Source organism: Microbacterium candidum (genome assembly GCF_030315975.1).
Classification (GTDB): Bacteria; Actinomycetota; Actinomycetes; order Actinomycetales; family Microbacteriaceae; genus Microbacterium; species Microbacterium candidum.
The window spans coordinates 330718-357001 of record NZ_JASXSZ010000004.1 but is presented as its reverse complement, the minus strand read 5'-3'; the positions used below and the strand labels follow the sequence as shown (position 1 = coordinate 357001).

The 26284-nt window shown below is 70.7% G+C and carries 29 protein-coding genes, 1 tRNA gene, 1 pseudogene and 1 riboswitch; of the genes and pseudogenes, 14 read left to right on the top strand and 17 right to left on the bottom strand.

Annotated elements, in window-relative coordinates:
* Positions 1–2 precede the first annotated feature (2 nt).
* Positions 3–245: a hypothetical protein gene (locus QSV35_RS13960; protein WP_286289392.1), complete on the bottom strand. Its 243-nt coding sequence runs from the start codon at positions 243–245 to the stop codon at positions 3–5.
* Between the two features lie 141 nt (positions 246–386).
* Here QSV35_RS13960 and QSV35_RS13955 point away from each other — a divergent pair, with 141 nt between their 5' ends.
* On the top strand, positions 387–1607 hold the full coding sequence (locus tag QSV35_RS13955; protein ID WP_286289391.1) for a hypothetical protein: 1221 nt from the start codon (positions 387–389) through the stop codon (positions 1605–1607).
* A 51-nt stretch (positions 1608–1658) separates the two neighbouring features.
* Here QSV35_RS13955 and QSV35_RS13950 read toward each other — a convergent pair.
* Together QSV35_RS13950 and QSV35_RS13945 are read right to left on the bottom strand one after the other, a co-directional pair.
* Positions 1659–1731 (bottom strand) — tRNA-Arg (locus tag QSV35_RS13950).
* A gap of 34 nt (positions 1732–1765) precedes the next feature.
* Positions 1766–2599 carry an alpha/beta fold hydrolase gene (locus QSV35_RS13945; RefSeq protein ID WP_286289390.1) on the bottom strand — a complete coding sequence of 278 codons (834 nt, stop codon included), beginning with the start codon at positions 2597–2599 and terminating at the stop codon, positions 1766–1768.
* Between the two features lie 39 nt (positions 2600–2638).
* Here QSV35_RS13945 and QSV35_RS13940 point away from each other — a divergent pair, with 39 nt between their 5' ends.
* Positions 2639–3280, top strand: coding sequence for a TetR/AcrR family transcriptional regulator (locus tag QSV35_RS13940; RefSeq protein WP_286289389.1), 642 nt, complete (start codon positions 2639–2641; stop codon positions 3278–3280).
* Here QSV35_RS13940 and QSV35_RS13935 read toward each other — a convergent pair.
* A complete protein-coding gene (locus QSV35_RS13935; protein WP_286289388.1) occupies positions 3271–4188 on the bottom strand; it encodes a GbsR/MarR family transcriptional regulator in 918 nt (305 codons plus the stop codon). The genes QSV35_RS13940 and QSV35_RS13935 overlap by 10 nt on opposite strands.
* Positions 4189–4335: 147 nt before the next feature.
* Between QSV35_RS13935 and QSV35_RS13930 the strand changes: the two genes are divergently transcribed.
* On the top strand, positions 4336–4605 hold the full coding sequence (locus tag QSV35_RS13930) for a hypothetical protein (protein WP_286289387.1): 270 nt from the start codon (positions 4336–4338) through the stop codon (positions 4603–4605).
* A pseudogene (locus QSV35_RS13925) lies at positions 4602–5582 on the top strand (serine hydrolase domain-containing protein); the annotation flags it as partial. The gene QSV35_RS13930 and the pseudogene QSV35_RS13925, both read left to right, overlap by 4 nt.
* A gap of 402 nt (positions 5583–5984) precedes the next feature.
* On the opposite strand, the gene QSV35_RS13920 reads toward QSV35_RS13925, so the two are convergent.
* The 3 genes from QSV35_RS13920 to QSV35_RS13910 all read right to left on the bottom strand — a co-directional run bounded on the left by QSV35_RS13920 (position 5985) and on the right by QSV35_RS13910 (position 8023).
* Positions 5985–6305, bottom strand: coding sequence for a DMT family transporter (locus tag QSV35_RS13920; protein ID WP_286289386.1), 321 nt, complete (start codon positions 6303–6305; stop codon positions 5985–5987).
* Between the two features lie 9 nt (positions 6306–6314).
* Positions 6315–6379: riboswitch (guanidine-III (ykkC-III) riboswitch) on the bottom strand.
* A 52-nt stretch (positions 6380–6431) separates the two neighbouring features.
* Positions 6432–7160, bottom strand: coding sequence for a tRNA (guanosine(46)-N7)-methyltransferase TrmB (gene trmB, locus QSV35_RS13915; protein WP_286289385.1), 729 nt, complete (start codon positions 7158–7160; stop codon positions 6432–6434).
* A 26-nt stretch (positions 7161–7186) separates the two neighbouring features.
* Positions 7187–8023 carry a DUF3097 domain-containing protein gene (locus QSV35_RS13910; protein WP_286289554.1) on the bottom strand — a complete coding sequence of 279 codons (837 nt, stop codon included), beginning with the start codon at positions 8021–8023 and terminating at the stop codon, positions 7187–7189.
* Positions 8024–8313: 290 nt separating this feature from the next.
* Between QSV35_RS13910 and QSV35_RS13905 the strand changes: the two genes are divergently transcribed.
* From QSV35_RS13905 to QSV35_RS13890, 4 genes are all read left to right on the top strand, one after another.
* Positions 8314–10299, top strand: a complete 1986-nt coding sequence (locus QSV35_RS13905) for a TPM domain-containing protein (RefSeq protein WP_286289384.1) — start codon at positions 8314–8316, stop codon at positions 10297–10299.
* 50 nt (positions 10300–10349) lie between these two features.
* Entirely contained in the window at positions 10350–11192 is an 843-nt protein-coding gene (locus QSV35_RS13900) for a PspA/IM30 family protein (protein WP_286289383.1), read from the top strand.
* A 70-nt stretch (positions 11193–11262) separates the two neighbouring features.
* Complete coding sequence (locus QSV35_RS13895) at positions 11263–12090, top strand: arginase family protein (RefSeq protein ID WP_286289382.1); 828 nt, start codon at positions 11263–11265, stop codon at positions 12088–12090.
* A complete protein-coding gene (locus tag QSV35_RS13890) occupies positions 12087–12518 on the top strand; it encodes a Fe-S oxidoreductase (protein ID WP_286289381.1) in 432 nt (143 codons plus the stop codon). Before QSV35_RS13895 ends, QSV35_RS13890 begins: the two co-directional genes overlap by 4 nt.
* Positions 12519–12642: 124 nt before the next feature.
* Here the strand turns inward: QSV35_RS13890 and QSV35_RS13885 are convergent, their stop codons facing one another.
* The 3 genes from QSV35_RS13885 to QSV35_RS13875 form a co-directional block, all read right to left on the bottom strand.
* Complete coding sequence (locus tag QSV35_RS13885; protein ID WP_286289380.1) at positions 12643–13110, bottom strand: SIP domain-containing protein; 468 nt, start codon at positions 13108–13110, stop codon at positions 12643–12645.
* A 65-nt stretch (positions 13111–13175) separates the two neighbouring features.
* A complete protein-coding gene (locus QSV35_RS13880) occupies positions 13176–13886 on the bottom strand; it encodes a tyrosine-protein phosphatase (RefSeq protein WP_286289379.1) in 711 nt (236 codons plus the stop codon).
* A complete protein-coding gene (locus QSV35_RS13875; protein WP_286289378.1) occupies positions 13883–14362 on the bottom strand; it encodes a carboxymuconolactone decarboxylase family protein in 480 nt (159 codons plus the stop codon). The genes QSV35_RS13880 and QSV35_RS13875 overlap by 4 nt, the downstream gene beginning before the upstream one ends.
* Before the next feature lie 58 nt (positions 14363–14420).
* On the opposite strand from QSV35_RS13875, the gene QSV35_RS13870 reads away from it, so the two are divergent.
* The 6 genes from QSV35_RS13870 to QSV35_RS13845 all read left to right on the top strand — a co-directional run bounded on the left by QSV35_RS13870 (position 14421) and on the right by QSV35_RS13845 (position 20423).
* Complete coding sequence (locus QSV35_RS13870; RefSeq protein ID WP_419956842.1) at positions 14421–15368, top strand: alpha/beta fold hydrolase; 948 nt, start codon at positions 14421–14423, stop codon at positions 15366–15368.
* Between the two features lie 115 nt (positions 15369–15483).
* A complete protein-coding gene (locus tag QSV35_RS13865) occupies positions 15484–16992 on the top strand; it encodes an ABC transporter substrate-binding protein (protein ID WP_286289376.1) in 1509 nt (502 codons plus the stop codon).
* Positions 16989–17939 (top strand): ABC transporter permease, encoded by a 951-nt coding sequence (locus tag QSV35_RS13860; RefSeq protein ID WP_286289375.1) that lies wholly within the window; start codon positions 16989–16991, stop codon positions 17937–17939. The genes QSV35_RS13865 and QSV35_RS13860 overlap by 4 nt, the downstream gene beginning before the upstream one ends.
* Entirely contained in the window at positions 17936–18817 is an 882-nt protein-coding gene (locus tag QSV35_RS13855) for an ABC transporter permease (protein WP_286289374.1), read from the top strand. The genes QSV35_RS13860 and QSV35_RS13855 overlap by 4 nt, the downstream gene beginning before the upstream one ends.
* Entirely contained in the window at positions 18814–19629 is an 816-nt protein-coding gene (locus QSV35_RS13850; RefSeq protein ID WP_286289373.1) for an ABC transporter ATP-binding protein, read from the top strand. The genes QSV35_RS13855 and QSV35_RS13850 overlap by 4 nt, the downstream gene beginning before the upstream one ends.
* Positions 19626–20423 carry an ABC transporter ATP-binding protein gene (locus QSV35_RS13845; protein WP_286289372.1) on the top strand — a complete coding sequence of 266 codons (798 nt, stop codon included), beginning with the start codon at positions 19626–19628 and terminating at the stop codon, positions 20421–20423. The genes QSV35_RS13850 and QSV35_RS13845 overlap by 4 nt, the downstream gene beginning before the upstream one ends.
* Before the next feature lie 162 nt (positions 20424–20585).
* Here the strand turns inward: QSV35_RS13845 and QSV35_RS13840 are convergent, their stop codons facing one another.
* From QSV35_RS13840 to QSV35_RS13810, 7 genes are all read right to left on the bottom strand, one after another.
* Positions 20586–22013: an FAD-binding oxidoreductase gene (locus QSV35_RS13840; RefSeq protein ID WP_286289371.1), complete on the bottom strand. Its 1428-nt coding sequence runs from the start codon at positions 22011–22013 to the stop codon at positions 20586–20588.
* Between the two features lie 161 nt (positions 22014–22174).
* On the bottom strand, positions 22175–22786 hold the full coding sequence (locus QSV35_RS13835; protein WP_286289370.1) for a GNAT family N-acetyltransferase: 612 nt from the start codon (positions 22784–22786) through the stop codon (positions 22175–22177).
* Between the two features lie 24 nt (positions 22787–22810).
* The gene (locus QSV35_RS13830) at positions 22811–23512 is read right to left on the bottom strand and encodes a uracil-DNA glycosylase (protein ID WP_286289369.1); all 702 of its coding nucleotides are present in this window, start codon (positions 23510–23512) and stop codon (positions 22811–22813) included.
* Position 23513: 1 nt separating this feature from the next.
* Complete coding sequence (locus QSV35_RS13825) at positions 23514–24014, bottom strand: phosphoribosyltransferase (RefSeq protein WP_286289368.1); 501 nt, start codon at positions 24012–24014, stop codon at positions 23514–23516.
* Positions 24011–24733 (bottom strand): type 1 glutamine amidotransferase family protein, encoded by a 723-nt coding sequence (locus QSV35_RS13820; protein WP_286289367.1) that lies wholly within the window; start codon positions 24731–24733, stop codon positions 24011–24013. The genes QSV35_RS13825 and QSV35_RS13820 overlap by 4 nt, the downstream gene beginning before the upstream one ends.
* Before the next feature lie 93 nt (positions 24734–24826).
* On the bottom strand, positions 24827–25360 hold the full coding sequence (locus QSV35_RS13815; protein ID WP_286289366.1) for a DUF6611 family protein: 534 nt from the start codon (positions 25358–25360) through the stop codon (positions 24827–24829).
* A 137-nt stretch (positions 25361–25497) separates the two neighbouring features.
* The gene (locus QSV35_RS13810; protein WP_286289364.1) at positions 25498–26271 is read right to left on the bottom strand and encodes an SDR family oxidoreductase; all 774 of its coding nucleotides are present in this window, start codon (positions 26269–26271) and stop codon (positions 25498–25500) included.
* Positions 26272–26284 lie beyond the last annotated feature (13 nt).

Below are 26284 nucleotides of genomic sequence, written 5' to 3'. Positions count from 1 at the left end.
CGCTATCGAGCGACGGTGATCACGGTCTTGCCTGAGCGCCGGGCGGCGGGGTTTAGTGCGGTGACCGCATCCTCTATCGACGCGACGGTTCCGACGCGGGACCGAAGGCGTCCGTCGTTCGCACCGAAGTCGAGGGCAGCCTCCCTGTCCTTCGCCCGCCCAGTGGCGATGACGTAGGCGCCGGACTCCCGCGCCAGCTGGGTGACGATCGAACCGACCGCACCGGCGGCGCCGTGCGCCAGCACGGACTGCCGCGGAGACCTTCGCGCGGTCCTCGACCCCCGCATCTCGCAGCGCCCCGACTCTGGCCGACGGACCCGGTGAGCGGTACCTTTGACCATCGGGCCTCGGGGATCCGAGAGGCCTCAAACCGCGAGGGAGATCCTGTGGCGGGCACCTCGGAACGCGCGCAGGGCACCGTCCATGTGATCGGCGGCGGCCCGGTCGGCCTGTTCCTGGCCGCACTGCTGCAGTCCGTCCCCGGTCAACCGGTGCGGGTCTACGAGAAACGCCCGGAGTACACGCGGACCCGGATGGTCACGCTCGCCCCGTATCTCCTGGCGGACACCATCGAAAGCTACCGTGCGGACACGATCGACGGCCAGCACGTCGAAGCCATCTTCGACCGGGTCGAGTTGGAGACGAGACTCGCCTACCGGCACTCCGTCGCCTCCGACCTCCGGGCGCTCGTGGAGGAGTGGACGCAAGGCTTCGTCCCGCTCAACACCATCGAACGCGGTCTCACAGAGCTGATCCGCTCGCGAGGATCCGGCGACGTCGAATTCGCCACCGCCGACCTGGGGGCCGACGCAGCACTCGCACTTGCGGAGCCCGACGACGTGATCGTGGACTGCGGCGGGACGCGTGCCGTCCTTCGTGATCGGCTGGCGGTCGGCGATCAGTCCGGGGCGCGGGGCGCGAACACGTGGCTGCTCAATCTGGAGCACGCGCTCATGGTCACCTTCCTCTACGACGCGCCGTTCGAATGCGACGAGTTCTGCAAGTACTACAAGAACCTCGAGAACACCGGCTACAAGTTCATCCCGTCCGTCAAGCGGACGAGCTACGACGGCGACGTCACGCACGTGACAGGCATCGTGAGCATCAGCCGGGCGGAGTTCGAGGCCATGCCGCCCCAGTTCACCGGTGCCTGGCTGCGCGAGCACTTTCCGCTCATCGCCACCTCCATGGACGGATTCATCAACCGGATGAAGCAGCAGAGCCCCGGCAACGTCGTCGGCGACCTGGAGATCGTCCGGATCCCGCTCAACGTCTATCACGCCTGGAACACGACGTCCCGCCGATGGCACGAGTCGGGTCTGGATCACCCGCTGGCGCGCACCCCGGTGTTCCTCCTGGGCGATTCAGCGATCGGGTCGCCGTACTTCCAGTCCATCTCACTCGGTTTCGAGTGCGCCTTCCATCTGGCCGGGCACCTCGCGAACACCCAGTTGCCGCTGGGTGTCGTGTTCGAGCGGTACGAGACATTCATGGGTCAGCAGTGGCTGCGCGTCTACATGCGCAGCCAGATGATCAAGCACAACAAGGATCTGCTGCAGGTCGTCGACGACACCAACGGCCTGCTCTCCCAGTTGCACATCTACTGAGCCGCCATCCGGAAACAAGAAATCCCAGGCATGACCTGGGATTTCTCTCTGCGCCCCCGACAGGAATCGAACCTGCGACCTTTGGTACCGGAAACCAACGCTCTATCCCCTGAGCTACGGAGGCGTACCGATCGAGGTTATCACCTGCGGACCGCCCCTCACGCCGCCGGCACAGGTGCAGGGAGAGCGACGGACGCCACCGCATCCAGAACCTCGGGCGCGGCCAGGATGCCGTTGTGCCCGCGTCCCGCGGTCAGCAGGATGCGCGACGGCCCCGGCCACATCGCCGCGATCGCCGGCGCGGCGGCAGCGGGGACCATGCGATCGTCCCGATCGTGGACGATGAGGATCGCGGCATCCGCGGCCGCGGCGCCCGCATCCGGGCTCATCGCGATGGCTGCCATGACGGGACCGAGCCGGCGCGCGAGCCGTTCCGACACCGCGGACGTGACGCCGTCCGGCAGTCCGACCTGGGCGGCATACGCCTGCATGACGGCATCGGTCGACGGCGGCGCGGAGATCGAGACCACGCTCCCCCGCACGAGGCCTGCACCCCGGGCGCGGCGCGCCGCGAGACCGCCGAACGAGTGCCCGACGATGACGTCGAATCCGTACGCTGCGTCGAGCGCGCGGATCGCCTCGATCCACATCCCGATGTCGGCCGTCACACCGCGCGTCTCGCCGTGCCCGGGCGCATCGAACGCGACGACGGTCGCCGCGCCCGACAGCCGGGCAATGAGGTCCGCGAACTGGGCCGAGCGGCCGTTCCAGCCGTGCACGAGCAGGATGCGGCGCTCCCCTGTCCCCCACCGGTAGACGGCCATCCGGTGCCGTCCGACGACGAGCGTCGAGCGCTGCGCGGCGTCCATGACCGATCGTTGCGTCGGCCGGACGCGCATCAGCCGTCCGGGCAGAAGCATCAGCCCCGCGGCGGCGCGGGCGGTGAGTCGGGGCATCGAGCGGGACGCGACATCCAAGAATCTCGAAGGCATGACTGCACTATACATACGAACGTGCGTATAGTTAACTCCGTGAGCACGATCGAGACGGACGGACGGCGCGCGCGGGGCGCCGCATCCCGCGAGCGGATCCTCGCCGAGTCGACCGACCTCGCCACGACCGTCGGCCTCGACGGGGTCACGATCGGCCTGCTCGCCGAGTCGACGGGGCGCAGCAAGAGCAGCATCGCCACCCTCTTCGGGACGAAAGAGGCACTTCAGCTCGCGACCGTGGATGCGGCCGCCGATATCTTCCGCCGCCAGGTGGTCGACCCTGCGCGCGCACTCCCCCGCGGACTCGACCGGGTCGTCGCACTGCTCACCGCACTCCTCGCGTACTCGCGGACGCGCGTCTTCTCGGGCGGCTGCTTCTTCCAGGCGTGCGCAGCCGACATGGGCTCGAAGCCCGGCCCCGTGCGCGACGCGATCCGCGACCACATCGCGAGCTGGGAGGGATACCTCGAAGCACAGGTCGCCTACGCGGTCGACAGCGGCGAGCTCACCGGGGATGCGCACACCCTGACCTTCACTCTTCTCGCGCTGTACGAACTGTCGAACGCCCGCTCGGTGCTCACCGGCTCAGAAGAGCCTTACCTGGCCGCGGTCGCCGGGATGACGGCCGTCCTCGAAGCCGCGGGCGCGGAACCCACTGCCGCACTCGGCTCCTACGCGTAGTCGGGCCGGATCCCGGCGAGCGCGTCGCGCTGCTCGCGAGACAACCGGTCGGGTCGCGGCCCGAGCTCATAACCCGCCTCGGTCTGGTGGAGCAGGAACGGATCGGCCAGGAGCGGCCTCCGCTTCAGCAGGTCGAGGGCGGCGTCGATGCGATCCTGCGCCCATCCGAGCGCGCTCGCCAACTCAGCCGGCGCCATCGGACGTCGCGCGCACCCGAGGGCGGCGACGAGCACGCCGGCGTCGTCCATACCGGGATCGCCGACCTTCGCGCCTTGCATCTGCTCGCTGAGATCGCCGAAGAACCGCCCCATCCTGGCGAGGCGCATCCCCGCCACCGTCTCCGCACCGAAGACGGCGATGCCTCGCTCGGCGACATCGGCGACGCCGGCGTGCCCGCTGGAGTCGGCGCGGACGGCGCGCGTCCACACGTCGTCTGCGACCGAGTAGCGCTCGCGCCGGCTTCCCGGCTCCGAACGACGCTCCACGAGATCCATGTCCTCGAGCGCGCGGATCGTCTTCGAGACGGACGCCGGGCTCACCCGGAGCCCTCGCACGAGATCCGCGGCCGTGAGGCCGCTGTCGGCGGTCATCAGGTCGGCGAACACACGGGCCGACGTCTTCGACATGCCCGTCGCCGCGAGGTACGCGGCCAGCTCGTCGACGTACTCACGGCGAAGGTCGGCGGGAGCGGCAGGGATGTCGGCGTCGTCGTGCCGACGGGACGGATGCCGGGCCGCATCCTGGGCCCGCTGGGGCGCATACGAGCGATGCCCGTTCCGCGCGACCTCGCGGCTGACGGTCGAGGTGGGCCGCCCGATCCGGCGCCCGATCTCTGCGTATGAGAGCCCTTCGGCCATTCCTGCGGCGATCGACCGCCGGTCGTCGATCGAGAGACGGCCTCCGGCCATGCGATCCTCCGAGCCCGCACGATCGCAACATGGTGAGTTGCGTTCAGATGCATCCTACGCAACGATCCGTTCGATATCCATGCTGTTGCGTTGACGATGCGCAAAACGCAACGTAGCGTTTCGACGATCAGAAACACAAGGAGGCACGTGATGCACATCCTGGCCATATCGACCGTGACCGACTCGGACCGGTTCTGGGACGGCATGAAGAAGGCGCACGGCCGTCTGCCGCGGGGCGCGGCGTGGCGCGCGGCGGTCGCCGACACCGGCGGCACCCGGGCCGTGAACGTGATCAGCCACGACTCGCTCGAGGCGGTCCAGACGTTGCTCGACGAGCACGCCCACGGCGCCGCGATCACGGAGTGCTTCGAGGCCGACGCCGCCAACGCGGTCGGGCTCCCCCGGACCGCACGATGATCGATCTCGCTCGGCTCGGGCCGCGGTTCGATGAGATCTTCGCGGAGTACCGCACGCCGGGCGCCGTGATCGGCGTGCGGCACCGCGGCGAGACGACGGAGTACGCCTACGGCGTGAAGGACGTCACGACGGGCGAGCCGGTGCGGGCCGACACGCTCTTCCAGTGCGGGTCGATGACGAAGGCCTGGACGGCGACGGCTCTCATGCAGCTCGTGGACACAGGGACGGTCGAACTCGATGAACCGGTCCGTCGATACCTCCCCCGCTTCGCCGTCGCCGACCCCGAGGTGAGCGCGCGGGTGACCACGCGCCACCTCCTCCACCACACGAGCGGCATCGAGGAAGCCTACGGAGACCCGGGCGAAGGCGAGGACGTCTACGCGCGGATGGTGGACGGCATCGCCGACGCTCCGCAGGTGAGCCCGCTCGGCTTCACCCACGGATATAGCGCGGCGCTCGGCTACGCGATCCTCGCCCGCATCATCGAGGTGAGCGACGACAAGCCCTGGCACCGCGCGATGGCGGACCGGCTGTTCGGACCGCTGGGGCTCGCGGGCACATCGGCGTGGCACGAGGAGATCGATCCCGATCGCGCGGCGCGCGGTCACCTCGTTCCTGCGCACGGCGCGGATCCGATCCCGACCCCGGTGGATCACCTACCCCGCGCGTTCGGCGCGGGCGGCGGGATCAGTTCCACCGCACGGGAGGTTCTCGACTTCGCCCACGTGTTCCTGCACGACGGGGTCGCGGCGAACGGGCGCCGCATCCTCTCGGCCGCCGCGCTGGACGAGATGATGACGTCCCGCGTCCCGATCCCCGATCCCTACACGCTCGGTTCGGAGTGGGCGCTCGGCCTCGTCGTCAGCGACTGGAAGGGCCAGACGGTGTACGGGCACGACGGCAGCACGATCGGGCAGAACGCGCGCCTGCGCATCCTGCCCGACGACGACCTCGCCCTCGTGCTGCTGACGAACGGCGGTCCGCGCGAGAGCCTCTACAAGCAGGTGTTCGACGTGATCCTCGCCGAGATCGGCACCGTCCGGATCCCGCCCTTGCCCGCCCCCGATCCGCGTGTGCGCATCGACGCCGCGCGCTATGTCGGGGTCTACGAGCGCCCGGGCACGAGCTTCGAGGTCGTCATCGAGGACGGGCGACTGCGGCTCGGACACGACGTCGATCCGTTCCACGCCGCGATCCTCGGACTGCCCGATCGGATCACGTACGACCTCCTCCCCATCAGCGACACGCAGTTCCTGATGCCGGGCGCTGACGAGTCGGAGGACCCGCAGACCGTCGCGCTGTTCGACATCGAGGACGGTGCGGCCCGCTACCTCCACACGAACGCGCGCCTGTATCCGCGCAGGCGCCAGCCGCCGCGGTCAGTGCTCGCCGACCAGCTTCAGTCCGACGACGCAGCCGACGAGACCGAGGATGAGGAGCATCCGGACGATCGAGAAGGGTTCGGCGCCCGTGATCATCGCGTAGGCGACGGTGAGCGCGGCCCCGATCCCGACCCACACGGCGTACGCGGTGCCGGTGGGGATGTCGCGCATCGCCCACGCGAGACCGCCCATCGAGGCGAGCAGGCCCACGCCGAAGACGACGGTCGGCCAGAGCTTCGTGAAGCCTTCTGACTTGCCGAGCGCGGTCGCCCAGACCGCCTCGAGCACGCCGGACACGATGAGAACGACCCACGACATGGCTGACTCCATGGCCAGTCTTGTCGCACACCGGGTACTGATCCGTCGTCCGGGGATCCGGTTCGGGATCCGGACCCCACGCTACCCGAGCAGGCTGTGCACCCTCTGGGCAGCGGGTCGCGCGGGTCAGACCGTGACGTAGGCGAGATCGCGGATGTCGCGGCCCTTCGCCGCGCCCTTGCGCTCGAACGCCGTGACGACGCGGCCCTCGAAGCGCGCGCCCCACTCGCCGTCGAACGCCCGCGCGAAGCCGGGCGCAGCATCCATCACCTCGCGCATCTGGAGCGCGTAGTCCTCCCAGTCGGTCGCGAGCCGCAGGGTCCCGCCCGGCTTGAGCGCGGCGCGGACGATCTCCGCGAACGGAAGCGTGATCAGCCGCCGCTTGTTGTGCTTGGCCTTGTGCCACGGGTCGGGGAAGAAGATCCAGAGTTCGTCGACGGATGCCGCGGGCAGCAGATTCTGCAGGACCTCCGGCGCGTTCGCCTCGGCGAGGCGCAGGTTCCGGATGCCGGCGCGGTCGGCGTCGAGCATCGTGCGGGCGAGGCCCGCCCGGAACACCTCCACCGCGAGGAAATCGACCTCGGGGCGGGTGGATGCGGCGTGCACGATCGCGTGCCCCTGGCCGGAGCCGATCTCCACGACGAGGGGCGCTTCGCGTCCGTACACCTCGGCGACCTCGACAGCGCTGCCCGCGGCGACGCTCGTGCCTGCGACATCCCGCTCGAACGCGAGCATGTAGCGCGGACCGAGCTCCGTCCAGGCGCGCTCCTGAGCCTCCGACATGCGGCCGCTGCGCCGCACGAACGACACCGGATGTTCGCGATACGTCGGCTTGTCGGCGGAGGTTTCAGGCATCCCTCAAGGCTAATCGGCCCTCGTCCTCAGTCAGCACTGACGAAGTCGATGAGCTCCTCGACGCGGCCGAGGAGCGTGGGCTCGAGGTCGCGGTACGTCGTCACGCGGGCGAGGATCCGCTGCCACGCGCGGGCGAGATCGGCCTGATCGTCGGCCGGCCAGCCGAGGGCGCGGCACACGCCGACCTTCCACTCGATCCCCCGCGGGACGACCGGCCACGCGGCGATGCCGAGCGCGCGCGGCGTGACGCACTGCCACACGTCGACGTAGGGGTGCCCGACGATGCGCACGTGCGCGCCGTGCGGGCCCCGCTCGACAGCCTCCGCGATGCGGGCCTCCTTGGACCCGGGCACGAGATGGTCGACGAGCACGCCGTAGCGGCGGTCGGCGCTCGGAGGGTCATCGTGCAGCGCCGCCTCGAGCAGGTCGACGCCCTGCAGGAACTCGACGACGACGCCCTCGTGGCGCAGGTCGTCGCCCCACACCTTCTCGACGAGCTCGGCGTCGTGCTTGCCCTCGACGAGGATGCGGCTGGCGCGCGCGACCCGGGCGCGGCCGTCGGGTGCCGCGAAGGAGCCGGATGCGGTGCGCTGCTTCCCCGCGGGAGCCTTGGGCGCCGGCACGGTCAGCACGACCGCCTGCCCCTCGATGAGGAAGCCCGGTCCGAGCGGGAACATCCGCCGTCTGCCCTTCCAGTCCTCGAGCTCGACGAGTCCGCCCGAGACGCCGACGACCGCTCCGCAGTAGCCGTCCTCGATCACCTCGACGACGAGATCGCGGGATGCCTCGACCCGTGGCAGCGGGCGCTCGCGCGCCTTCTTCCACCCGGGCGCGAGCACATCGGATCCGTACCGGTCGTCCACGTCCACCTCCGGAGGGGAGCGTACCGGCCCGGGCCACTTCTCCCCTGCCGGGCGCGCGGCATCGCGGTCACGATCTCCCCGGCCCGAGGCGCGCCGCACCCTCGAAGCCGCTCTCGGGTCCCGGCGTCCGGCATCGCGGATTCACAGACGCCGCCTACCTTGATGTCCGGGCGGCTGAATAGACTCGGAAAACGGTGCTGTGCGCCACGCAGCAGTGCCGAAGACGGACGGCGACCCGCGCCGTCGGAGGGGGTTCGATGCGCTCGGTGGTTTCGTCGAGACGTGGGCCGGTGACGTCTGCGATCGTCGCCGTGGTCGCCGCGGTGGCGGCGATCGTGCTCGCGTTCGGGCCCGCATCCGTCGCGTCCGCCGCGCTCACCCCCGCGACCGACCCGGTCACGCTCAAGCGCGGCTACGTCCTCGACGACTCGGGCGTGCTCACGCCCACACAGGAGAAGGCTGCGCAGGCCCGGCTCGAGAAACTGTCGCGCGACACCGGCCTCGACATGTGGGTCGTCTACGTCGACTCCTTCACGAACCCGTCCAGCCCCGAGCAATGGGCGAACCAGGTCGCCGAGAACAACGGACTCGGGCCGAACCAGTACCTCCTCGCGATCGCGACGGGCAGCCGGCAGTTCTATCTGTCCGGCGACTCGGCGGGGCCGGTGAGCGCGAGCCAGCTCTCCCAGATCGAACAGCAGGACATCCAGCCGAAGCTCGCGAACGACGACTGGCTGGGCGCGGTGGATGCCGCGGCCGACGGCCTCACCGCCGCGAAGAGCGGCGCCGGCGGGTCCACGACGCTGACCGTGGTGCTGCTGATCGCGGCGATCCTCGCCGTCGGAGCGGTGATCTGGGTCCTCGTGGCGCGTCGCCGGAAGGCTCGGGCGGTCGCGACGGCTCCGGCGGTCGCCGCCCCGGTGGATCTGGAGCAGCTCGAGCGGGACGCGTCCGCCGCCCTCGTGGCGACGGACGACGCCATCCGCACGAGCGAGCAGGAGCTCGGCTTCGCGACGGCGCAGTTCGGCGAGGCCGCGACGACCGAGTTCCAGGCGGTCCTCGCGGCGGCCAAGGCCGCGCTCGACGAGGCGTTCGGCCTGAAGCAGCAGCTCGACGACGACGAACCGGACACCGACCAGGAGCGCGCCGACTGGAGCACCCGCATCCTCGAGCTCTGCAAGAACGCGAACGACGGCCTCGACGAGAAGGCGAAGGCGTTCGACGAGCTGCGCAAGCTGGAGCAGGACCCGGCAGGCGCCCTGGCACGCACGTCGGCTGATCGGGACGCGGCGGCCGCCGCCATCGACACCGCGACGGAGCACCTCGCAGCCCTCGCGCAGTCGTACGCGCCAGAGGCGCTCGCCACGATCACCGACAACGTCGAGCAGGCCACGCAGCGCCTCGATTTCGCCGGCTCCGAGCTGACCGCCGCTCAGGCGGCGATCACCGGCGGGGATGCGGGAGCCGCCGCGCTCCACCTGCGCGCGGCCGAGGAGGCCGTCGGACAGGCGAAGCTGCTCGAGCAGGCGATCGACTCGCTCGGCGCCGACCTCGCCGCGGGCGAGACCCACGCCGCGGCGCTCGTGTCCGAGCTCGACACGGATGTCGCGACGGCGCAGGCGCTGCCCGATCCCGACGGCCGGGTCGCCGGCGCGATCGCGGAGGTGCAGCAGGCGGTGGCCGCGGCCCGTTCCGACATGGCCGGCACGCAGAAGCATCCGCTCGCGATCCTCCAGGCGCTCGATGTCGCCAACACCCGCATCGACGGGGTCGTGCAGGGCATTCGGGATGCGGCGGCCCAGGCCGACCGCGACCGTCAGGTGCTGTCCCAGCAGCTGCTGCAGGCGCAGGCGCAGGTCTCGGCCGCAGAGGACTACCTGACCGCGCGACGGGGCGCGATCGGAGCCGACGCACGGACGCGGCTCGCCCAGGCCGGTGCAGAGCTCGTACAGGCCCAGCAGCTGCAGACGACCGATGCCGCCGAGGCCCTCGCCCACGCGCAGCGCGCGAATCAGCTGGCCTCCGAGGCCCTTTCGCTCGCCCAGCAGGACGTGGGTGCGTTCGCACCCGCGGGGGCTCCGGCCCCTGGAGGTGGCGGGAACATGATGGGCGCCGTGCTCGGCGGCATCATCATCAATTCGCTTCTGAGCGGCGGCTCGCGGGGTGGCGGGTTCGGCGGAGGATTCGGCGGGTTCGGCGGCTCAGGCGGCGGATTCAGCCCAGGAAGTTTCGGCGGCGGCGGTACCCGCGGTCGCCGCGGAGGCGGTCGCTTCTAGCCGCTCGGGCGCGGCGACCCCTCGACACAGACCGAAGGAAAGGAAAACAGATGGCCACCAAGCAGTCCATCTTCGGGCGAATCTCCACGCTCGTGAAGGCGAACATCAACGCGCTCCTCGACAACGCCGAGGACCCGCAGAAGATGCTCGACCAGCTCGTGCGCGACTACACGAACAGCATCGCCGACGCCGAATCGGCCATCGCGGAGACGATCGGCAACCTGCGTCTCCTCGAGCGCGATCACGCCGAAGACGTCCAGGCCGCGGCCGAGTGGGGCGGGAAGGCCCTCGCCGCGAGCCGCAAGGCCGACGAGCTGCGGACGGCCGGCAACACGGTCGACGCCGACAAGTTCGACAACCTCGCGAAGATCGCGCTCCAGCGTCAGATCAGCGCCGAGAACGAGGCCAAGGCGGCCGAGCCGACGATCGCGAGCCAGACCGAGGTCGTCGAGAAGCTCAAGGACGGCCTCAACGGCATGAAGGTCAAGCTCGAGCAGCTCAAGGCCAAGCGCAGCGAACTGCTCGCGCGTGCCAAGACCGCCGAGGCCCAGAACAAGGTCGCCGACGCCGTCAAGGCGATCGACGTCCTCGACCCGACGAGCGACATCGGCCGCTTCGAGGAGAAGGTGCGCCGCCAGGAGGCGCTCGCCCAGGGCAAGCAGGAGCTCGCCGCATCCTCGCTCGACGCGCAGTTCGAGAGCCTCGACGACATCGGGCAGCTCACCGAGGTCGAGGCGCGCCTCGCCGCTCTGAAGGCCGGCAGCACGGCACCCGCGGTCGGCGCTGCCGCACCGCAGGCGGCGATCAGCGCCGCGGCCGACGACGACGAGGAGACCGCGGACGCGACGGCTCGGCTCGCGGCCGAGCTCGCCGCCGACGACTCCTCCCGCTGAGCGATCGGGGATGCGGCGCGCGCCGTCGCATCCCCGATCCACAACCCCGCGCAACGCGCGACAATGAATCATGGCCCGCTTCGTGATCGTCCCCCAGTGGCAGGGTTCTCCCTCTTCCCGCGCGATGCAGCTGATCGACGGCGCGCAGGCGATCGCGGGCGATCTGCCGCGCGCCGCGTGCACGATCGTGGAGATCCCGTACGAAGCGGGTGAATCCGTGGAGACCGGCATCCATCGGTTCAGCGCTCTGGCGCGCGTGCGCGCGCTGACGGAGCAGGCCCTCGCCGAGCACGATCACGGCGACACGGTGGTCGTGATCGGCGGCGACTGCGGCATCGCGGTCCCCTCGGTCGAGCGCGCCGCCGGCCGCCACGCGAACCTCGCAGTGATCTGGTTCGACGCCCACCCCGATCTGCACACTCCGGACTCCTCGTCATCGGGCGCATTCAGCGGCATGGCCCTCAGAGCTGTCCTCGGCGACGTCCCCGCGCCGCTCGGCCTCGAGCCCGGCACGGTCGTCGCCGAGCGCGTGATGCTCGCCGGCGCGCGAGACTACGACCCGGCCGAGGAGGAGATCGTCACGACGATCGGCATCGCGGTGCGGGATGCGAACGACATCGCGGATGCGGAGGCCCTCGCCGAGGCGATCGCGGCGACGGGGGCCGAGGCGGTCTATGTGCATGTCGATCTCGACGTGCTCGATCCGGCGAACATCGCGGGCGTCACCGCACCCGTCCCGTTCGGCGTCAGCGGCGCCGAACTCGTGGCGGCGATCGCGGCGGTGCGCGCACGTCTTCCGCTGGCGGGAGCGAGCATCACCGGGTTCGCACCTGCGACGCCCACGGCGGCCGTCGACGACCTCGGAACGATCCTGCGGATCGTCGGGGCGCTGGCGTGAGCCCCGCCGCGGGCTGGGAGGCCGATGCCGCTCGCGCCGTCGAACGCGGGAAGCGATGGGAGCGCCTCATCCCCGCGTTCCTCCTCGACTCGCGCGTGAGCCTCGTCGGCTACTGGTACGGATGCACCGTCGGCTGGGTGTGGGGCACGCTGTGGAGCACCGGCTCGATCGAGAAGCGCGGCGGACTGTGGGTGTTCCGCGGGCTGCCCGCCTGGGCATTCCCGCGCGGCGGCGTCTGCGTCGGAGGGTGCTATCTGACGGGCGACCTCCCGGTCACCGACAGCGTGCTGCGCCATGAGGCCGTGCACAAGGCGCAGTGGCGCCGGTACGGGTTCCTCACGCCGATCCTGTACGCGCTCGCCGGGCGCAATCCGCTGCGCAACCGTTTCGAGATCGAAGCGGGCCTCGCCGACGGCAACTACATCTGAGTCGTCGCGCTGCCTCCCCCGCGGCTCGTTGAGCGAGGGAGGAACGACCGAGACGAAACGCAGCGACGGCCCGAGAGCGACTCGCCGTGCTCCGCTCGCTCAACGACCGGCAGGAGCGGAATCGTCAGCGGGGAAGCAGGCCGAATCGCTCGGGGGCATCGATCGCGGCGGCGGGGACGCCTCGGCGCTCGGTGAGGTGCTCGACGATGTCGGCCGTGCCGAGGTAGCCACCGAGCAGGTGCACGTGCGCGACCTCGGCCTCGGCCTCGGCGGAGCACAGCATCTCATCCGCCCACGCCGTCACGGCCCGGGCGAGCGCACGGCCGGACGCGCAGCGACGGCCCGTCCCGGGCTCGCCGGTGCGGGTCGACCGGTCGAGGAACGTGACCGTCATGCGTGCGGGGGCGGTGACGGGCGCGATCCAGGATGCGTCCGGCACCTCGACGAAGACGCGTCCCGTCGCGCAGAGCGGCAGCGTCGCGAGGAGCAGCTCGAGCTCGACCAGCGACGTCTCGTCGGCGGCCACGAGGTATGCCGCACCCGCCCGGCGGGCGGAGCGCCGGGCGGCACGGGTCGGGAGCACAGTGGACATCGCATCCATCGTATCCGACTTCATTAGGCATGCCTAACCTGACCTCGGCCGCCTAGGAACACGCCTCAGACGCCGAGGAGTCTCCCCCGCAGCTCCGTCAGCTCCGCGGCGGTCAGTCCGCTGTCGCGCAGGTATCCGGTCGCCGAGCCATGCCGGTCGGCGACGTACGCCAGCATCCCCCGCATGACCGAGGCGGGCGAGCGCGTCGCGAGCTCCTCGAGGTGCACGGCATCGGGATGCAGGGCCTTCAGCCGCGTCACGACCGCGCGATTGCGCGCCGCAGGCAGCAGCGACTCGGTCCGGGCGTAATCGGCGACGACGGCATCCTCGTCGACGCCGGCCGCCGCGAGCGCGAGCGCCACGGTGACCCCTGTGCGATCCTTCCCGACGGTGCAGTGGACGAGGACGGGCGAGCCCCCGGCGATCCCCCGTACGACCTCGGCGATGGATGCCGCGGAGTCGTCGATGAGCGCGCGGTACATCTCCTCCAGCGACAGGTCGCGGGTGAAGAACGACTCCACCGAACCGAGGAACAAGGGCACCCGGTGCACGGCGAGCTCGAGGCCGGCGAGCCGGCTCGGCGCGTGCGTCACCTCGTCGTCGTCGCGCAGGTCGATGATGCTGCGGATGCCGAGGTCGCCGATCGCCGCGGTCCCCGCGGGCTCGAGGCGTGCGAGGTTCCCCGAGCGGAACAGGACGCCCTCGCGCACGCGTGCGGGCCCGGCGGACAGTCCGCCGACGTCGCGGAAGTTGACCGACCCGGCCGGTGCGATCATCCGGCGGCCGCGGGCTTGCGCGGCGGAACCGGGTAGCGCCCCGCGATCGCGATGCGGTTGAACGAGTTGATCGAGACGAGCAGCCAGCTCGCGGCGACGTACTCCTTCTCGGTCAGGATGCCGCCCACGTGGTCGTAGACGTCGTCCGGGATGCCGTCCTCGTGGATGAACGTGAACGCCTCGGTCAGTTCGAGGCCGGCGCGCTCCCGCTCGGTGAAGACGCCCGACTCCCGCCACGTCGCGATCTGCGCGATCGTGTCGATGTCGAGCCCCGCCTCCACGGCACGATCCAGATGCACCCGCACGCAGAACGCGCAGCCGTTCAGCTGCGACGCGTGGATCATCATGATCTCTTTGAAGCGGTCGTCGATGCCCGAGTCCGCGGCGATCTGGTTCACCGTCTGGGTGAAGCTGTCGAGGGCACGATAGGCGTCCATCGCGGAACGGGACAGGTGGACACGACGCTCTGCACTCATGACGTCAGACTATCCGCGCCCCGGAGGTGCGCGGCGGGCGGCGGATAGGATGCGAGCCATGTCCGATGACTTCGACGAGTTCTCGTTCCTCGCAGCGCAAGCGGCGTCGATCGGGGTGGACGGACCGCTCCCCCGCGGCGAGCGGTTGAACCTTGCACTGCCCGACGGCCGGACGCTGAGCGCCCTGCGCTACGGGCCGACCGGCACCGAGGCGCCCGTCGTGACGTTCCTCCACGGCGCAGGCCTCAACGCGCACACGTGGGACACCACCATCCTCGCGATGGGCGTCCCCGCACTCGCGATCGACCTCGCGGGCCACGGCGACTCGTCATGGCGGGAGGATGCGGCGTACGTTCCGCGCGTGCTGGCCCCCGACGTCGTCGCGGCCCTCCGCGCCTGGACCGATGCGCCCCAAGTGCTCGTCGGCCAGTCGCTCGGAGCCCTGACCGCAGCGGCGGTCGCCGCATCCACCCCCGAACTCGTGCGGGAGGTCGTCCTCATCGACATCACCCCCGGCATCGACCAGAACGGCAATGCCGCCCAGCTGCTCGCGTTCTTCGCGGGCCCCACCGACTGGGCCACGCGCGACGATCTCGTCGACAAGGCGCTCGCGTTCGGTCTCGGCGGATCGCGGGATGCGGCGACCCGCGGCGTGTATCTGAACTCCCGCGTGCGGCCCGACGGGCGGGTCGAGTGGAAGCATCACTTCGCCCACCTCGCGGCCGCGGCTGCGAACGCCGGCCCCTCGACGAGCTCGGGGACAGGGCAGAACGACGCGATCTCCGCCGTGCTGGCGGAGACGGGATGGGACGACCTCGCGGCCATCGCGTCGCCGATCACCTTCATCCGCGGGGATCACGGCTACGTCACGGGTGCCGAGGCGGAGGAGTTCTCGCGGCGGGTGCCCACGGCATCCATCGTCGTCGTGCCCACCGGGCACAACGTCCAGGAGGAGATCCCGTCGGACCTCGGGCGCCTCCTCGCGGAACACGTTGCGCAACCGTGACGTTGCAAGAAAGGCACGCCGAAATCGTGTCGCAACGAGGTCCTAGGCTGAGAAGCAGCTCAGCTGCGACCCGATGACGCGCTGAGCGATCGCTTTTGCGAAAGGACCCTCCCCGATGCCCCGCCGCACTCCCCTCGTCGCCGCAGCGCTCCTCGCCTCGGCCGCGCTCGCTCTGACCGCCTGCACCGGCGGCGGCTCGTCCCCCTCGAGCTCGAAGGCGGCCGCCGACCCGAACGCGACCGTCAACGTCCGGCTCGTGCTGGAGCCTGGCAACCTCGACATCCGCCAGACGGCCGGTGCCGCGCTCGACCAGATCCTGGTCGACAACGTCTATCAGGGGCTCGTGTCCCGCACGCCCGACGAGAAGATCGTCCCCGCGCTCGCGAGCGACTGGACGGTGTCACCTGACGGCCTCACCTACACGTTCACCCTGCGCGAGGGCGTGACGTTCGACGACGGTCAGGCGCTGACGCCCGAGGATGTCGTGTGGTCGCTGCAGACCCGCAAGGACACCGCAGCATGGAGCGACTCCGGCCGCCTCGCGAACGTCGCCACGATCGCGGCGGAGGGCCAGAAGATCACCCTCACGCTCACGAAGCCCGACTCGAGCCTGCTGTGGAACCTCACCGGGCGCGCCGGCATCATCCTGAAGAAGGACGACACCGTCGACTACAAGACGAAGGCCAACGGCACAGGTCCCTTCGTGCTCACCTCGTGGAAGCAGGGCGACAGCATCACGTTCCAGCGCAACGACAAGTACTGGGGCACCAAGGCGAAGGCCAAGGAGATCGTCTGGGACTACATCCCCGACAACCAGGCCGCCCTCAACGGCGCGCTCGCCGGCGAGCTCGACGTCGTGACCGGCTTCGACGCCAATCTCAAGAAGCAGGTCGAGGCGAACGGCGACTTCGCGTTGAAGCTCGGTTCGGCCACCGACAAGTTCGTCCTCGCGATGAACCAGAAGAGCGGCCCGCTCGCCGACAAGCGGGTGCGCCAGGCGATCCGCCAGGCGATCGACCACGACGCGATCGTGAAGGCGAACGGCTCCGGCGTCCCGCTGTACGGCCCGATCCCGAAGCCCGACCCCGGCTACGAGGACCTCTCGAAGGTCGCCCCGTACAACCCCGACGCGGCCAAGAAGCTGCTCGCCGACGCCGGTCAGAAGAATCTGTCGCTGACGCTCACGATGCCGTCGTTCTACGGCACGACGATCCCGCAGCTGCTGGTCTCCGACCTCAACAAGGTCGGCATCACGCTCAAGGTGAACTCGGTCGACTTCTCCACGTGGCTGCAGGACGTCTACACGAACCAGGACTACCAGCTGAGCCTCGTCGACCACGCCGAGGCCCGCGACTTCGAGAACTGGGCGAACCCGGACTACTACTTCACGTACGACAACCCGCAGGTGCAGAACCTCTACGCGCAGTCCCTCGCCGCCACGAGCGAGACGGATGCGACGAACGACCTCTCCCAGGCCGCACGCATCGTCTCGAACGACATGGCCGCCGACTGGCTGTTCAACTGGAACTCGGTCGTCGCGGTCGCCACGAACGTGAGCGGGATGCCTGTCGACAACATCAACGCCCGGATCAACGCAGCACAGCTCACCAAGAGCAAGGGGTGATCCGCTACACGCTGACCCGACTGGTCCTGCTCCTGGTGGGACTCGTCGTGGCCAGCGTGCTCATCTTCCTCGCGCTCCGGGTGCTGCCCGGCGACATCGCGACCCTCATCGCGGGAACGAGCAGCACCCCGGCGCAGATCGCGGCGATCCGCCAGCAGCTCGGACTCGATCAGCCGCTGTTCACGCAGTTCGCCGACTGGATCGGCGGTGTCGTCCGCGGCGACCTCGGAACGTCGCTGCGCACCGGGTCGACCGTCGCGAGCGAGCTCGCCGAGAAGGCGCAGGTCACGGTCCCGCTCGGCATCATGGCGCTCACGATCGCGCTGGTCTTCAGCATCCCTCTCGGCGTCCTGTCGGCGATGCGGCGCGGGCGCCCCGAAGGCACCGGGCTGAGCGTAGGCGCACAGGCCCTCGCGGCGGTGCCTGTCGTGTGGGCGGGCATGATGCTCGTCGTCGTCTTCGCGGTGTGGCTCGGGTGGCTGCCGGCGCAGGGCTTCCCGCGGGCCGGATGGGCGGATCCGTGGGCGGCGTTCCGCGCCCTCATCCTCCCCGCCGTCACGATCGGCATCGTGGAAGGCGCGATGCTCTTCCGATTCGTCCGGAGCGCCACGCTGCAGGCCGTCGGCGAGGACTACGTGCGCACGGCCGCGGCGAAGGGGCTCACACGCGACCAGGCGCTCGTGCGGCACGGCCTCCCGAACGTCGGGCTCTCGATCATCTCGGTGCTTGGCCTCCAGATCGCGGGCATCATCGTGGGCGCGGTGATCATCGAGCAGCTCTTCTCGCTGCCCGGGATCGGACGGATGCTGGTCGCCGACGTCGCCGCCCGCGACCTCCCGAAGGTGCAGGGCGAACTCCTCGCGCTCACGGCGTTCGTGCTCGTCATCGGATTCTTCGTGGACCTCGCGCACCGGATCATCGACCCCCGCCAGCGGGAGGCGTCATGACCTGGTTCGCGCGGCTGTGGGCGACCTCGACCGGGCGCTTCGGCGTCATTGTGGTCGTGGTCGTCGTCGCCACCGCGATCGTGTCGCTCTTCTGGACGCCGTTCGATCCCGGCGCGACGGACGTCGCGAACCGCTGGGCGCTCCCGAGCTGGCCGCACCTCCTCGGCACGGATGCCACCGGGCGCGACCTCCTGAGCCTCATCATGGCGGGCTCCCGCACGACGGTCGTCGTCGCCGTCGGCGCCGGGATCATCGCCACCGTCATCGGCGTGGCCCTCGCCGCCCTCGGCGCGCTCACCGCCCGCTGGATGCGCGAGTCGGTCGCGGTGTTCGTCGACATCCTCATCGCCTTCCCCGTGCTCATCATCGCGATGATGATCGCCGCCGTCTTCGGCGGATCCCTGTGGGTCGTCATCTGGTCGGTCGGGATCGGCTTCGGCGTCAACATCGCCCGCGTCACCCGGCCAGAGCTTCGGAGGGTGCTGCAGAGCGACTTCGTGCTCGCCGGACGCGCGTCTGGACTCACTCCCGCGCAGAACCTGTGGCGGCACCTGCTGCCGAACGTCGCGCCGGTGTTCATCGTCCAGCTGTCGTGGGCCATGGCCGTGGCGGTCCTCGCCGAGGCGGGGCTCTCCTACCTCGGCTTCGGCGCGCCTGTCACATCGCCCTCGTGGGGCGTGCTGCTGGCCGACCTGCAGCAGTACCTCACGGTGCATCCCCTGTCGGTCCTCTGGCCGGGCCTCGCGATCGCGTTCACCGTCTTGGGCCTCAACCTCCTCGGCGACGGTCTGCGCGAGTCGACCGACCCCACCCTGTCGCGCCGTCGCTCGCCGTCGGCGGGCCGGGCGCGCCAGCACCAGCCGGAGGTGGTCTCGTGACGCTCGAGGTGCGCGACCTCGTCATCGAGGCCGGCGGTCGTCGCGTGGTCGACGGCGTGTCGTTCGACGTCGCCGACGGTGCACGGATGGGCATCATCGGAGAGTCCGGGTCGGGCAAGTCGCTCACGGCGCTCGCGATTCTGGGGCTCCTCCCCGACGGCGCTGCGGCAACCGGCAGCGTCCTCTGGAACGGACAGGAGATCCTCGGACTCCCGGACCGCGAGCTCGCCGAACTCCGCGGCGACGACATCGGCATCGTGTTCCAGGAGCCGCGCACCGCGCTGAATCCGATCCGGACGGTCGGCCGCCAGATCGCCGAGTCCGTCCGCATCCACGAACGCGTGTCGAAGAGGGATGCGCGCGCCCGTGCGGTCGCGGAGGCCCGCCGCGTCTCGCTGCCGGACCCGGAGCGCGTCGTCGACCGCTATCCGCACCAGCTCTCCGGAGGGCAGCGCCAGCGTGTGGCGATCGCGATGGCGCTCGCGTGCCGCCCGCGCCTGCTCATCGCGGACGAGCCGACGACGGCGCTCGACGTCACCATCCAGGCCGACATCCTGAGCCTGCTCGGCGATCTCGTCACGGAAGACGGCATGTCCCTCGTCTTCATCACGCACGACCTCGCCGTGCTCTCGCGCATCGCGACGGACGCCGTTGTGCTCGCCCGCGGGGAGGTCGTCGAGCGCGGACCGGTCGCGCGGCTCCTGGCAGCGCCCGAGTCGCACGTGACGCAGGGGCTCGTGCGCGATGCGACGGCGACGCTGTGGAGCCCCACGCACACGACTCTGCCCGAACCTCCCGGGGAGGCGTCATGACGCTCGTCCGCGCCCGCGGCCTGACGCGCAGGCATCCCGTCCCGAAGAAGACGCTCTTCGAGAAGAAGACCTTCACGACCGCGCTCGACGACGTCGACGTGGATGTCCGCGAGGGCAGCGCCCTCGGCGTGATCGGCGAGTCCGGGTCCGGCAAATCGACGCTCGTGCGGCTGCTCCTCGGACTCGACACCCCGACGGAGGGTTCCATCGAGTTCGACGGGAGAGACGTGGATGCGGGCGCCTCCGCCCGCGACCTCCACTGGCTGCGGCGCGAGACCGGGATCGTCTTCCAGGACCCGTACGCGTCGCTCGATCCGCGGATGAACGTCGGCCGCATCGTCGGCGAGCCGCTGTGGGCGCTCGACGTGCTCGAAGGGTCCGCCGCCCGCCGCGAGCGCGTGGCCGAAGTCCTCGCCGATGTCGGTCTCGAACCTGACATGGCGACGCGCTACCCGCACGAGTTCTCCGGCGGCCAGCGGCAGCGCATCGCCCTGGCCCGCGCGATCGTCCACCGCCCGCGCTTGCTCGTCGGCGACGAGCCCATGTCGGCGCTCGACGTGACGGTGCGTGCGCAGATCCTCGCGCTTCTCGCGAAGCTCCGCGAGCGCGACAAGCTCACCCTCGTGATGGTGTCGCACGACATCGGGGTCGTGCAGAACCTGTGCGACGAGGTCCTCGTGATGAAGGACGGTCGCGTCGTCGAGGAGGGACCGACGGAGAAGGTCCTGCTGCATCCGCAGGCCGCGTACACGCGGCATCTGCTGTCGTCGATCCCGACGCTCCCTGCCCGCTGAGACGTCGCCCGCTCAACGGCCTTCTTGCGGGTCGTTGAGCGAGCGAGGAACGAGCGAGACGAAACGCGGCGAGGTTCCGAGATCAGCTCGCCACCTTTCGACTCGCTTCGCCCGCTCAACGACCCGTAGATCGGTTGTCTGCGAGTCCTCCGGCGACCCGACTCAGTCGACCGGGTGGTTCGACCGGACGAGCCCGGTCGGGTCGTACTCGCGCTTCACGGCGCGCAAGCGCTCCAGGCCGTCGTCCCACAGGGTGTCGGCTGTGCGCGCGCTCTCGACGAAGTTGATGTAGCTCTGCGCCGCACGCCGGGGCGCGAGGGCCGACATCACGCGCGCGACCGAGGCGCGCACAGCCGCCTGCGCGTCGGGGGTCGGCGCGATGCCGACCGCATACATCGCGAACTCCGCATCGAAGGCGCGCACCGCTCCCCCGTCTGCCGGCGCGCGGTCCGGCGACAGTGCGCCACCCAGGTGACGCAGCTCGAACGAGAGCAGCGCGGTCCCCGATCCGACGCCCACGGCTTCGACGATGCCGGCGAGGTCGTCTGCATCCACCGTCGTCAGCAGCATCCCATCGCCGAGGCCCGGAACCGGCCCCGGAGGGTCCATGTGCAGGAGATGGAGGTCGGTCATCGGCGTCTCGTGGATCGTGTCGATCTCCGGCCGGAGCGCGCGCAGCGGCGCGAGCAGCGCGGCCGTGAGGTCCGCGTCGAACAGCGACACGGCCTCGATCGCGACGAACGAGCGTCCCGCGAGGTGCGGGGGCAGGTCGGGCAGCGGCGGCAGGTGCAGGATGCGGCCGACGGACGTGATCTCGTCGGGAGCTGTGTCGACCCACGAGCGCCACGCCGAGAGCACGGTCTCGACCTGCTCGGCCGGCCACAGCATGGTGCCCGCCTGCACGCTCGTGATCGAGAAGAGGCGCACGTGGATCGCGGTCACGATCGCGAAGTCGCCGCCGCCGCCGCGCAGCGCCCAGAAGAGGTCGGCGTGGTGCGCGGCATCCACCGTCTCGACGTCGCCGGACGCGGTCACGACCTCGAACGCGAGGACGTGGTTGGCCGCGAGGCCCTTCGCGCGGGCGAGCCAGCTGAGGCCGCCCCCGAGGACGTAGCCGGCGACGCCGACATCCGCGGACGACCCGGCGAGCGCGGCGAGCCCAGCCTCGGCCGCCGGCGCGACGACATCGCCCCACACGGCTCCGGCCTCGACGCGGGCGCGGCGGCGCTCGGCGTCGATCCGCACCTCGCGCATCGCGGAGAACCGGACGAGGATCGTGTCGCGCAGCGACTGGTGCGCGAGCGGGCCGGCGTTGTGCCCTGTGGTCTGTGCGGCGACCCGCATCCCGAGTCGGATCGCCGTGCGGACGATCGCGACGACGTCGGCCGTGGTCTCCGGAACCGCGACGGCTGCGGGACGCTGATCGACCGCGAGGTTCCAGGCGCGGCGCGCGTCATCCCAGCCGTGGTCGCTCGGGAGGACCAGAGACCCGGTGATCCGGCCCGCGAGCTCGCGCAGGGCGTCGGTGCGCCGATGAGGCGCTTCGGTCGATTCCCCGCGTGCGGGCAGGGCGAGAGTGGTGTCGTACATGCTCTTCCTCGGTGCTCGGGCGCTCATGCGCCGCTCGGGCACGCGACGCCACAGACGTCGCGGCAGGCACGGCGCAATCGTCGCGCGCTCGTGACCCGGAGAACAAGAGGAGCTGGGTCGCGTCCTGATACGCGATATCCCCAACTGTTTTACGAACGCGGTCAGCGAGCGAACAGCCGGGTCTTCTTCGCCGGCTTGAGGCTCTTCTGCAGGTAGATCGTCCCGAGCCAGCGCCCGAACTTGAAGCCCACCCGGCCCATGCGCCCCACCTCGACGAAGCCGAGCTTCTCGTGCAGCGCGACGGATGCCTCGGCCCCCTTGTCGCTGACCACGGCGACGATCTCGCGGAGGCCCTTCTCCCGGCACGCGTCGATGAGGGCCTCCAGCAGCGCCCGGCCGAGGCCCTTCCCCGCCGCCGCCTGCCCGAGGTAGATCGAGTCCTCGACCGTGTAGCGGTATGCCGACTTCCCGGCCCACGGCTGCACCAGCGCGTAGCCGAGCACCTGGCCGGTGGGCGATTCTGCGACGATGAACGGCAAGCCGAGCTTCCCGAGGTGCGCGAACTTCTCGCGCCATTGCGCGACGGTCCACTGCTTCTCGTCGAACGTCACGACCGAGTTCGTGACGTAGTAGTTGTAGATCTCGCGGATGTCGGGGATGTCGGCATCCGTCGCGGGGCGGATCGAGAAAGAGAACGGCGCCTCCGGCTCTTCGACCGGCCGCAGGTGGGCGGGCAGGTGCCGCCGGCCCTTCTCGTATTCCTCCTCGAGCATGCGGGGAAGCCTACGCGCGCCGCATTACAGGCTGATTTCCGGCAGGCGCCAGTCGACAGGCTCCGCGCCCTGCTCCTCGAGCAGCGCGTTTGCGCGCGAGAACGGCCGCGAGCCGAAGAACCCGCGGCTCGCCGACAGCGGCGACGGATGCACCGACTCGACGATCGGCGTGTTCCCGAGGAGCGGGCGAAGGTTCGCCGCATCCCTCCCCCACAGGATCGCGACAAGCGGCCGATCGCGCGCCACGAGCGTGCGGATCGCGTGCTCGGTGACCTTCTCCCAACCCCAGCCGCGGTGGGATGCGGGCGCCCCCGGCGCGACCGTGAGCACCCTGTTCAGCAGCATGACGCCTTGATCGCTCCACGCGGAGAGGTCGCCGTGCGCGGCGCGCGGGATGCCGAGGTCGCTCTCGAGCTCGGTGTAGATGTTCGAGAGGCTCCGCGGCAGCGGACGCACGTGCGCGTCGACCGCGAACGACAGGCCGATCGGGTGGCCGGGCGTCGGATACGGGTCCTGACCGACGATCAAGACCTTGACGGCGTCGAGCGGTCGGCCGAACGCGCGCAGCACGCGGTCGCCGGCCGGCAGGTAGTGCCCGCCCTGCGCCACCACTCCGCGGAGCCGCTCGCCGAGCGCGGCGATGTCCGGGGCGACGGGCGCAAGAGCCGACGCCCAGTCCCCGTCGATGAGACCGGCGTCGGCGAGCTCCGGCAGGGACATCGCCATGTCAGGCGGAGGCCTCGGCGCCCGTGTCCTCCTCGACGACCGTGCCCTGCGCCGACCAGGGGAAGTCGATCCACAGATCCGTGGCCTTGAACGCGTAGTCGGGCTGGATGATCGTCGTCGGCTTCGTGTAGATCGTCACCGAGCGCACGTCCGCGCCCTTCTCGCGCAGCAGGCGCACGGCGAGCTCGAGCGTCCGGCCGCTGTCGGCGACGTCGTCGACCAGCAGCACACGGCGGCCGTCGAGATAGTTCATGTCGAGCTCGGGCGGCAGCACCGCGGGCGCATCCAGCACCGTGCCGATGCCCGTGTAGAACTCGACGTTGATCGCGCCGCAGTTCTTCGCGCCCAGCCCGTAGGCGATGGCGCCGGCCGGCAGCAGCCCGCCGCGCGCGATCGCGACGACGACCTCCGGCGCGAAGCCGTCCGCGACGATCGCCCGCGCGATCGAACGGGTCGCCTCGCCGAATCCGTCCCAGGTCAGGACTTCTCGCTCCTGTGTCATGCCGTGGCCCCCATCGTGCCCACCAGGACGCCCTGTTCGGACGCCGTCACCCGCCAGACGCTTCCTGCGCCGGCCACGCGCAGAGCGCCGCTGCCGGCGATCAGCACGGTGTTCTCGTCGATCCCGACGCCCGCATCCACGAGGCCCGCCTCCGCCGCCGCGACGAGGCGCGACAGCGCGCCCCACTGCGCGACGTGGACGTCGACCGACACGTCGACGAGCCCGATGCCCGGCAGGACGGTCACGTCGTCGAGATCCTCGGCGACGTCCTCGGGGGCGATCGGCACGCCGCCGATGAGCCATCCGCCCACGAGCGCGTTCGCCGCTGCGATCGCGGAGCCGGCGGAGAAGCCGAGGTACGGCACGCCGTCGCCGACGAGGTCGCGAATGGCTTCGAAGTGCGGCTCGATCGCGTCACGGTATGCGGGGGTCAGCCCCCCGCCGATGAGGATGCCGTCGACGTCCGCGAACGCGTCCGAGGGCACGACCGCGCCCTCGGCCACTGCCGTCACGTGCGGCGCGACGTCGCCGGCAGGAGCGAGGGCGGCGATGAGCTTCTCGACGTGCTCGTCGGCATCGTCGCGGATCGCCACGATCGCGACGCGAGGGATGTCGCGCTGTGCATGCGCTGCCCGCTCAGCCGCCTCGCGCACGAACGCGGCGTACGCCACACCGTCCGGCTCGTCCTGCCAACCCCCGCCGACGAGGTGAACGCTCATGTGGGCCTTTCCGCTCGGCGTCGCATCCGCCGCGCGGAGAGGTGCCGAGCACCGGCCGCGCAGTCCTCCCAGCGTACCGAGTGGCGGCCTCGGTCAGCGGCCCGATCGGCTCAGCTGACCGACCTTCTCGTAAGCCGTGTGCCAGACCTGCTCGTAAGCGACCCGCGTGAGCTCGCCGCGCCGCCAGGCGTCCTCCGCCCCGCTCAGGTCGACGGCGATCGCACGGGCAGCACGCGACAGCCGGCGCGAGGGGTCGTCGGGCACGCCCGGAACCTCGATGCCGCCGAGGCTCCGCACGAGGTGACGGGTGTCGCCGGCGCGGTGCGCGAGTGCGACGCACACGAGGGCCGACACGATCACGCCGAAGAAGAACCCCGCCGTCGGACCGACGATGCCGGAGAGGACGACGGCCACGGCGATCGCCGTCGCGATGCCGATCAGCGGCCACGCTCGCCAGACGCGGAGCCGATGACGCTGATCGCTGGTGATGCCGGGCGGATAGACGATGACCTGCCGGCGGATGACGCCGTACCGTTCGAAGGACGTCACGAACCCGCCCCAGTCATGCGCGCCCAGCGGATGCCACGGCAGCGCCGTGCGCGCGGGATGCTCGTGGAGATCGCTCATGATTCCACGGTGCGCCTCTGCGGGCTGACTGGCGCCGATCCTCACGAGATCCGAACGCTCTCGCGGCGGATTCACCCGGAAATCGCTCGGCGGCGGGCCGATTCCCCTCGAATCCCCAAGGAACGCGCAGGCGCCGTTCAGTCCCTCACGCGAAGCGGCCCGCGGGAGAGCATGTGGGCCGCCGCCTGGGCAACCGGACGCACCGTGACGAGATCGAGGTTCACATGCCCCGGCGCGTTGACCGCGTAGGCGATGACATCGGCGACGTCACCCGCACTCAGCGGGTTCTCGACACCGTCGTAGACCTTGGATGCCGCGTACTCGTCGCCGTGGAGACGGTTGAGGGCGAACTCCTCGGTGTGCACCATCCCGGGCGCGATCTCGATCACGCGGATCGGCTCGCCGTTCAGTTCGAGCCGCAGGGCGTGGGCGAGCATCGCCTCGCCTGCCTTCGCCGCGTTGTACCCGGATCCGCCGGGGTATGCGACCTGGGCCGCGGTGGACGTCACGAAGACGAGGTCGGCGTATCCGCTCTGGGATGCGGCGACCCGCAGCTGCGGGAGGAGCGCCGCCGTCAGGCGCTGGGCCGCGAGGACATTCGCCTCGAACATCCAGCGCCAGTCCTCGGCATCCCCGGTCTCCACGCGGTCCGTGCCGCGTGCGCCGCCCGCGATGTGCAGCACGGCGTCGACCGGGCCTGACTCTGCGAGCCATCCGGCGAGCGCGTCGATGTCGCTCTCCTTGGTGAGGTCCGCGGCATACGCCGCCGCGCCGATCTCCTGCTCGAGCGCGGCGAGCCGGTCGGCGCGGCGCGCGACGGCGACCACGTCCCATCCGGTCTCCCGCAGCGCTCGCGCGGTCGCCTCCCCGATCCCCGAGCTGGCACCCGTCACCACGGCACGTCGCGTCATGCCTCCACCGTAC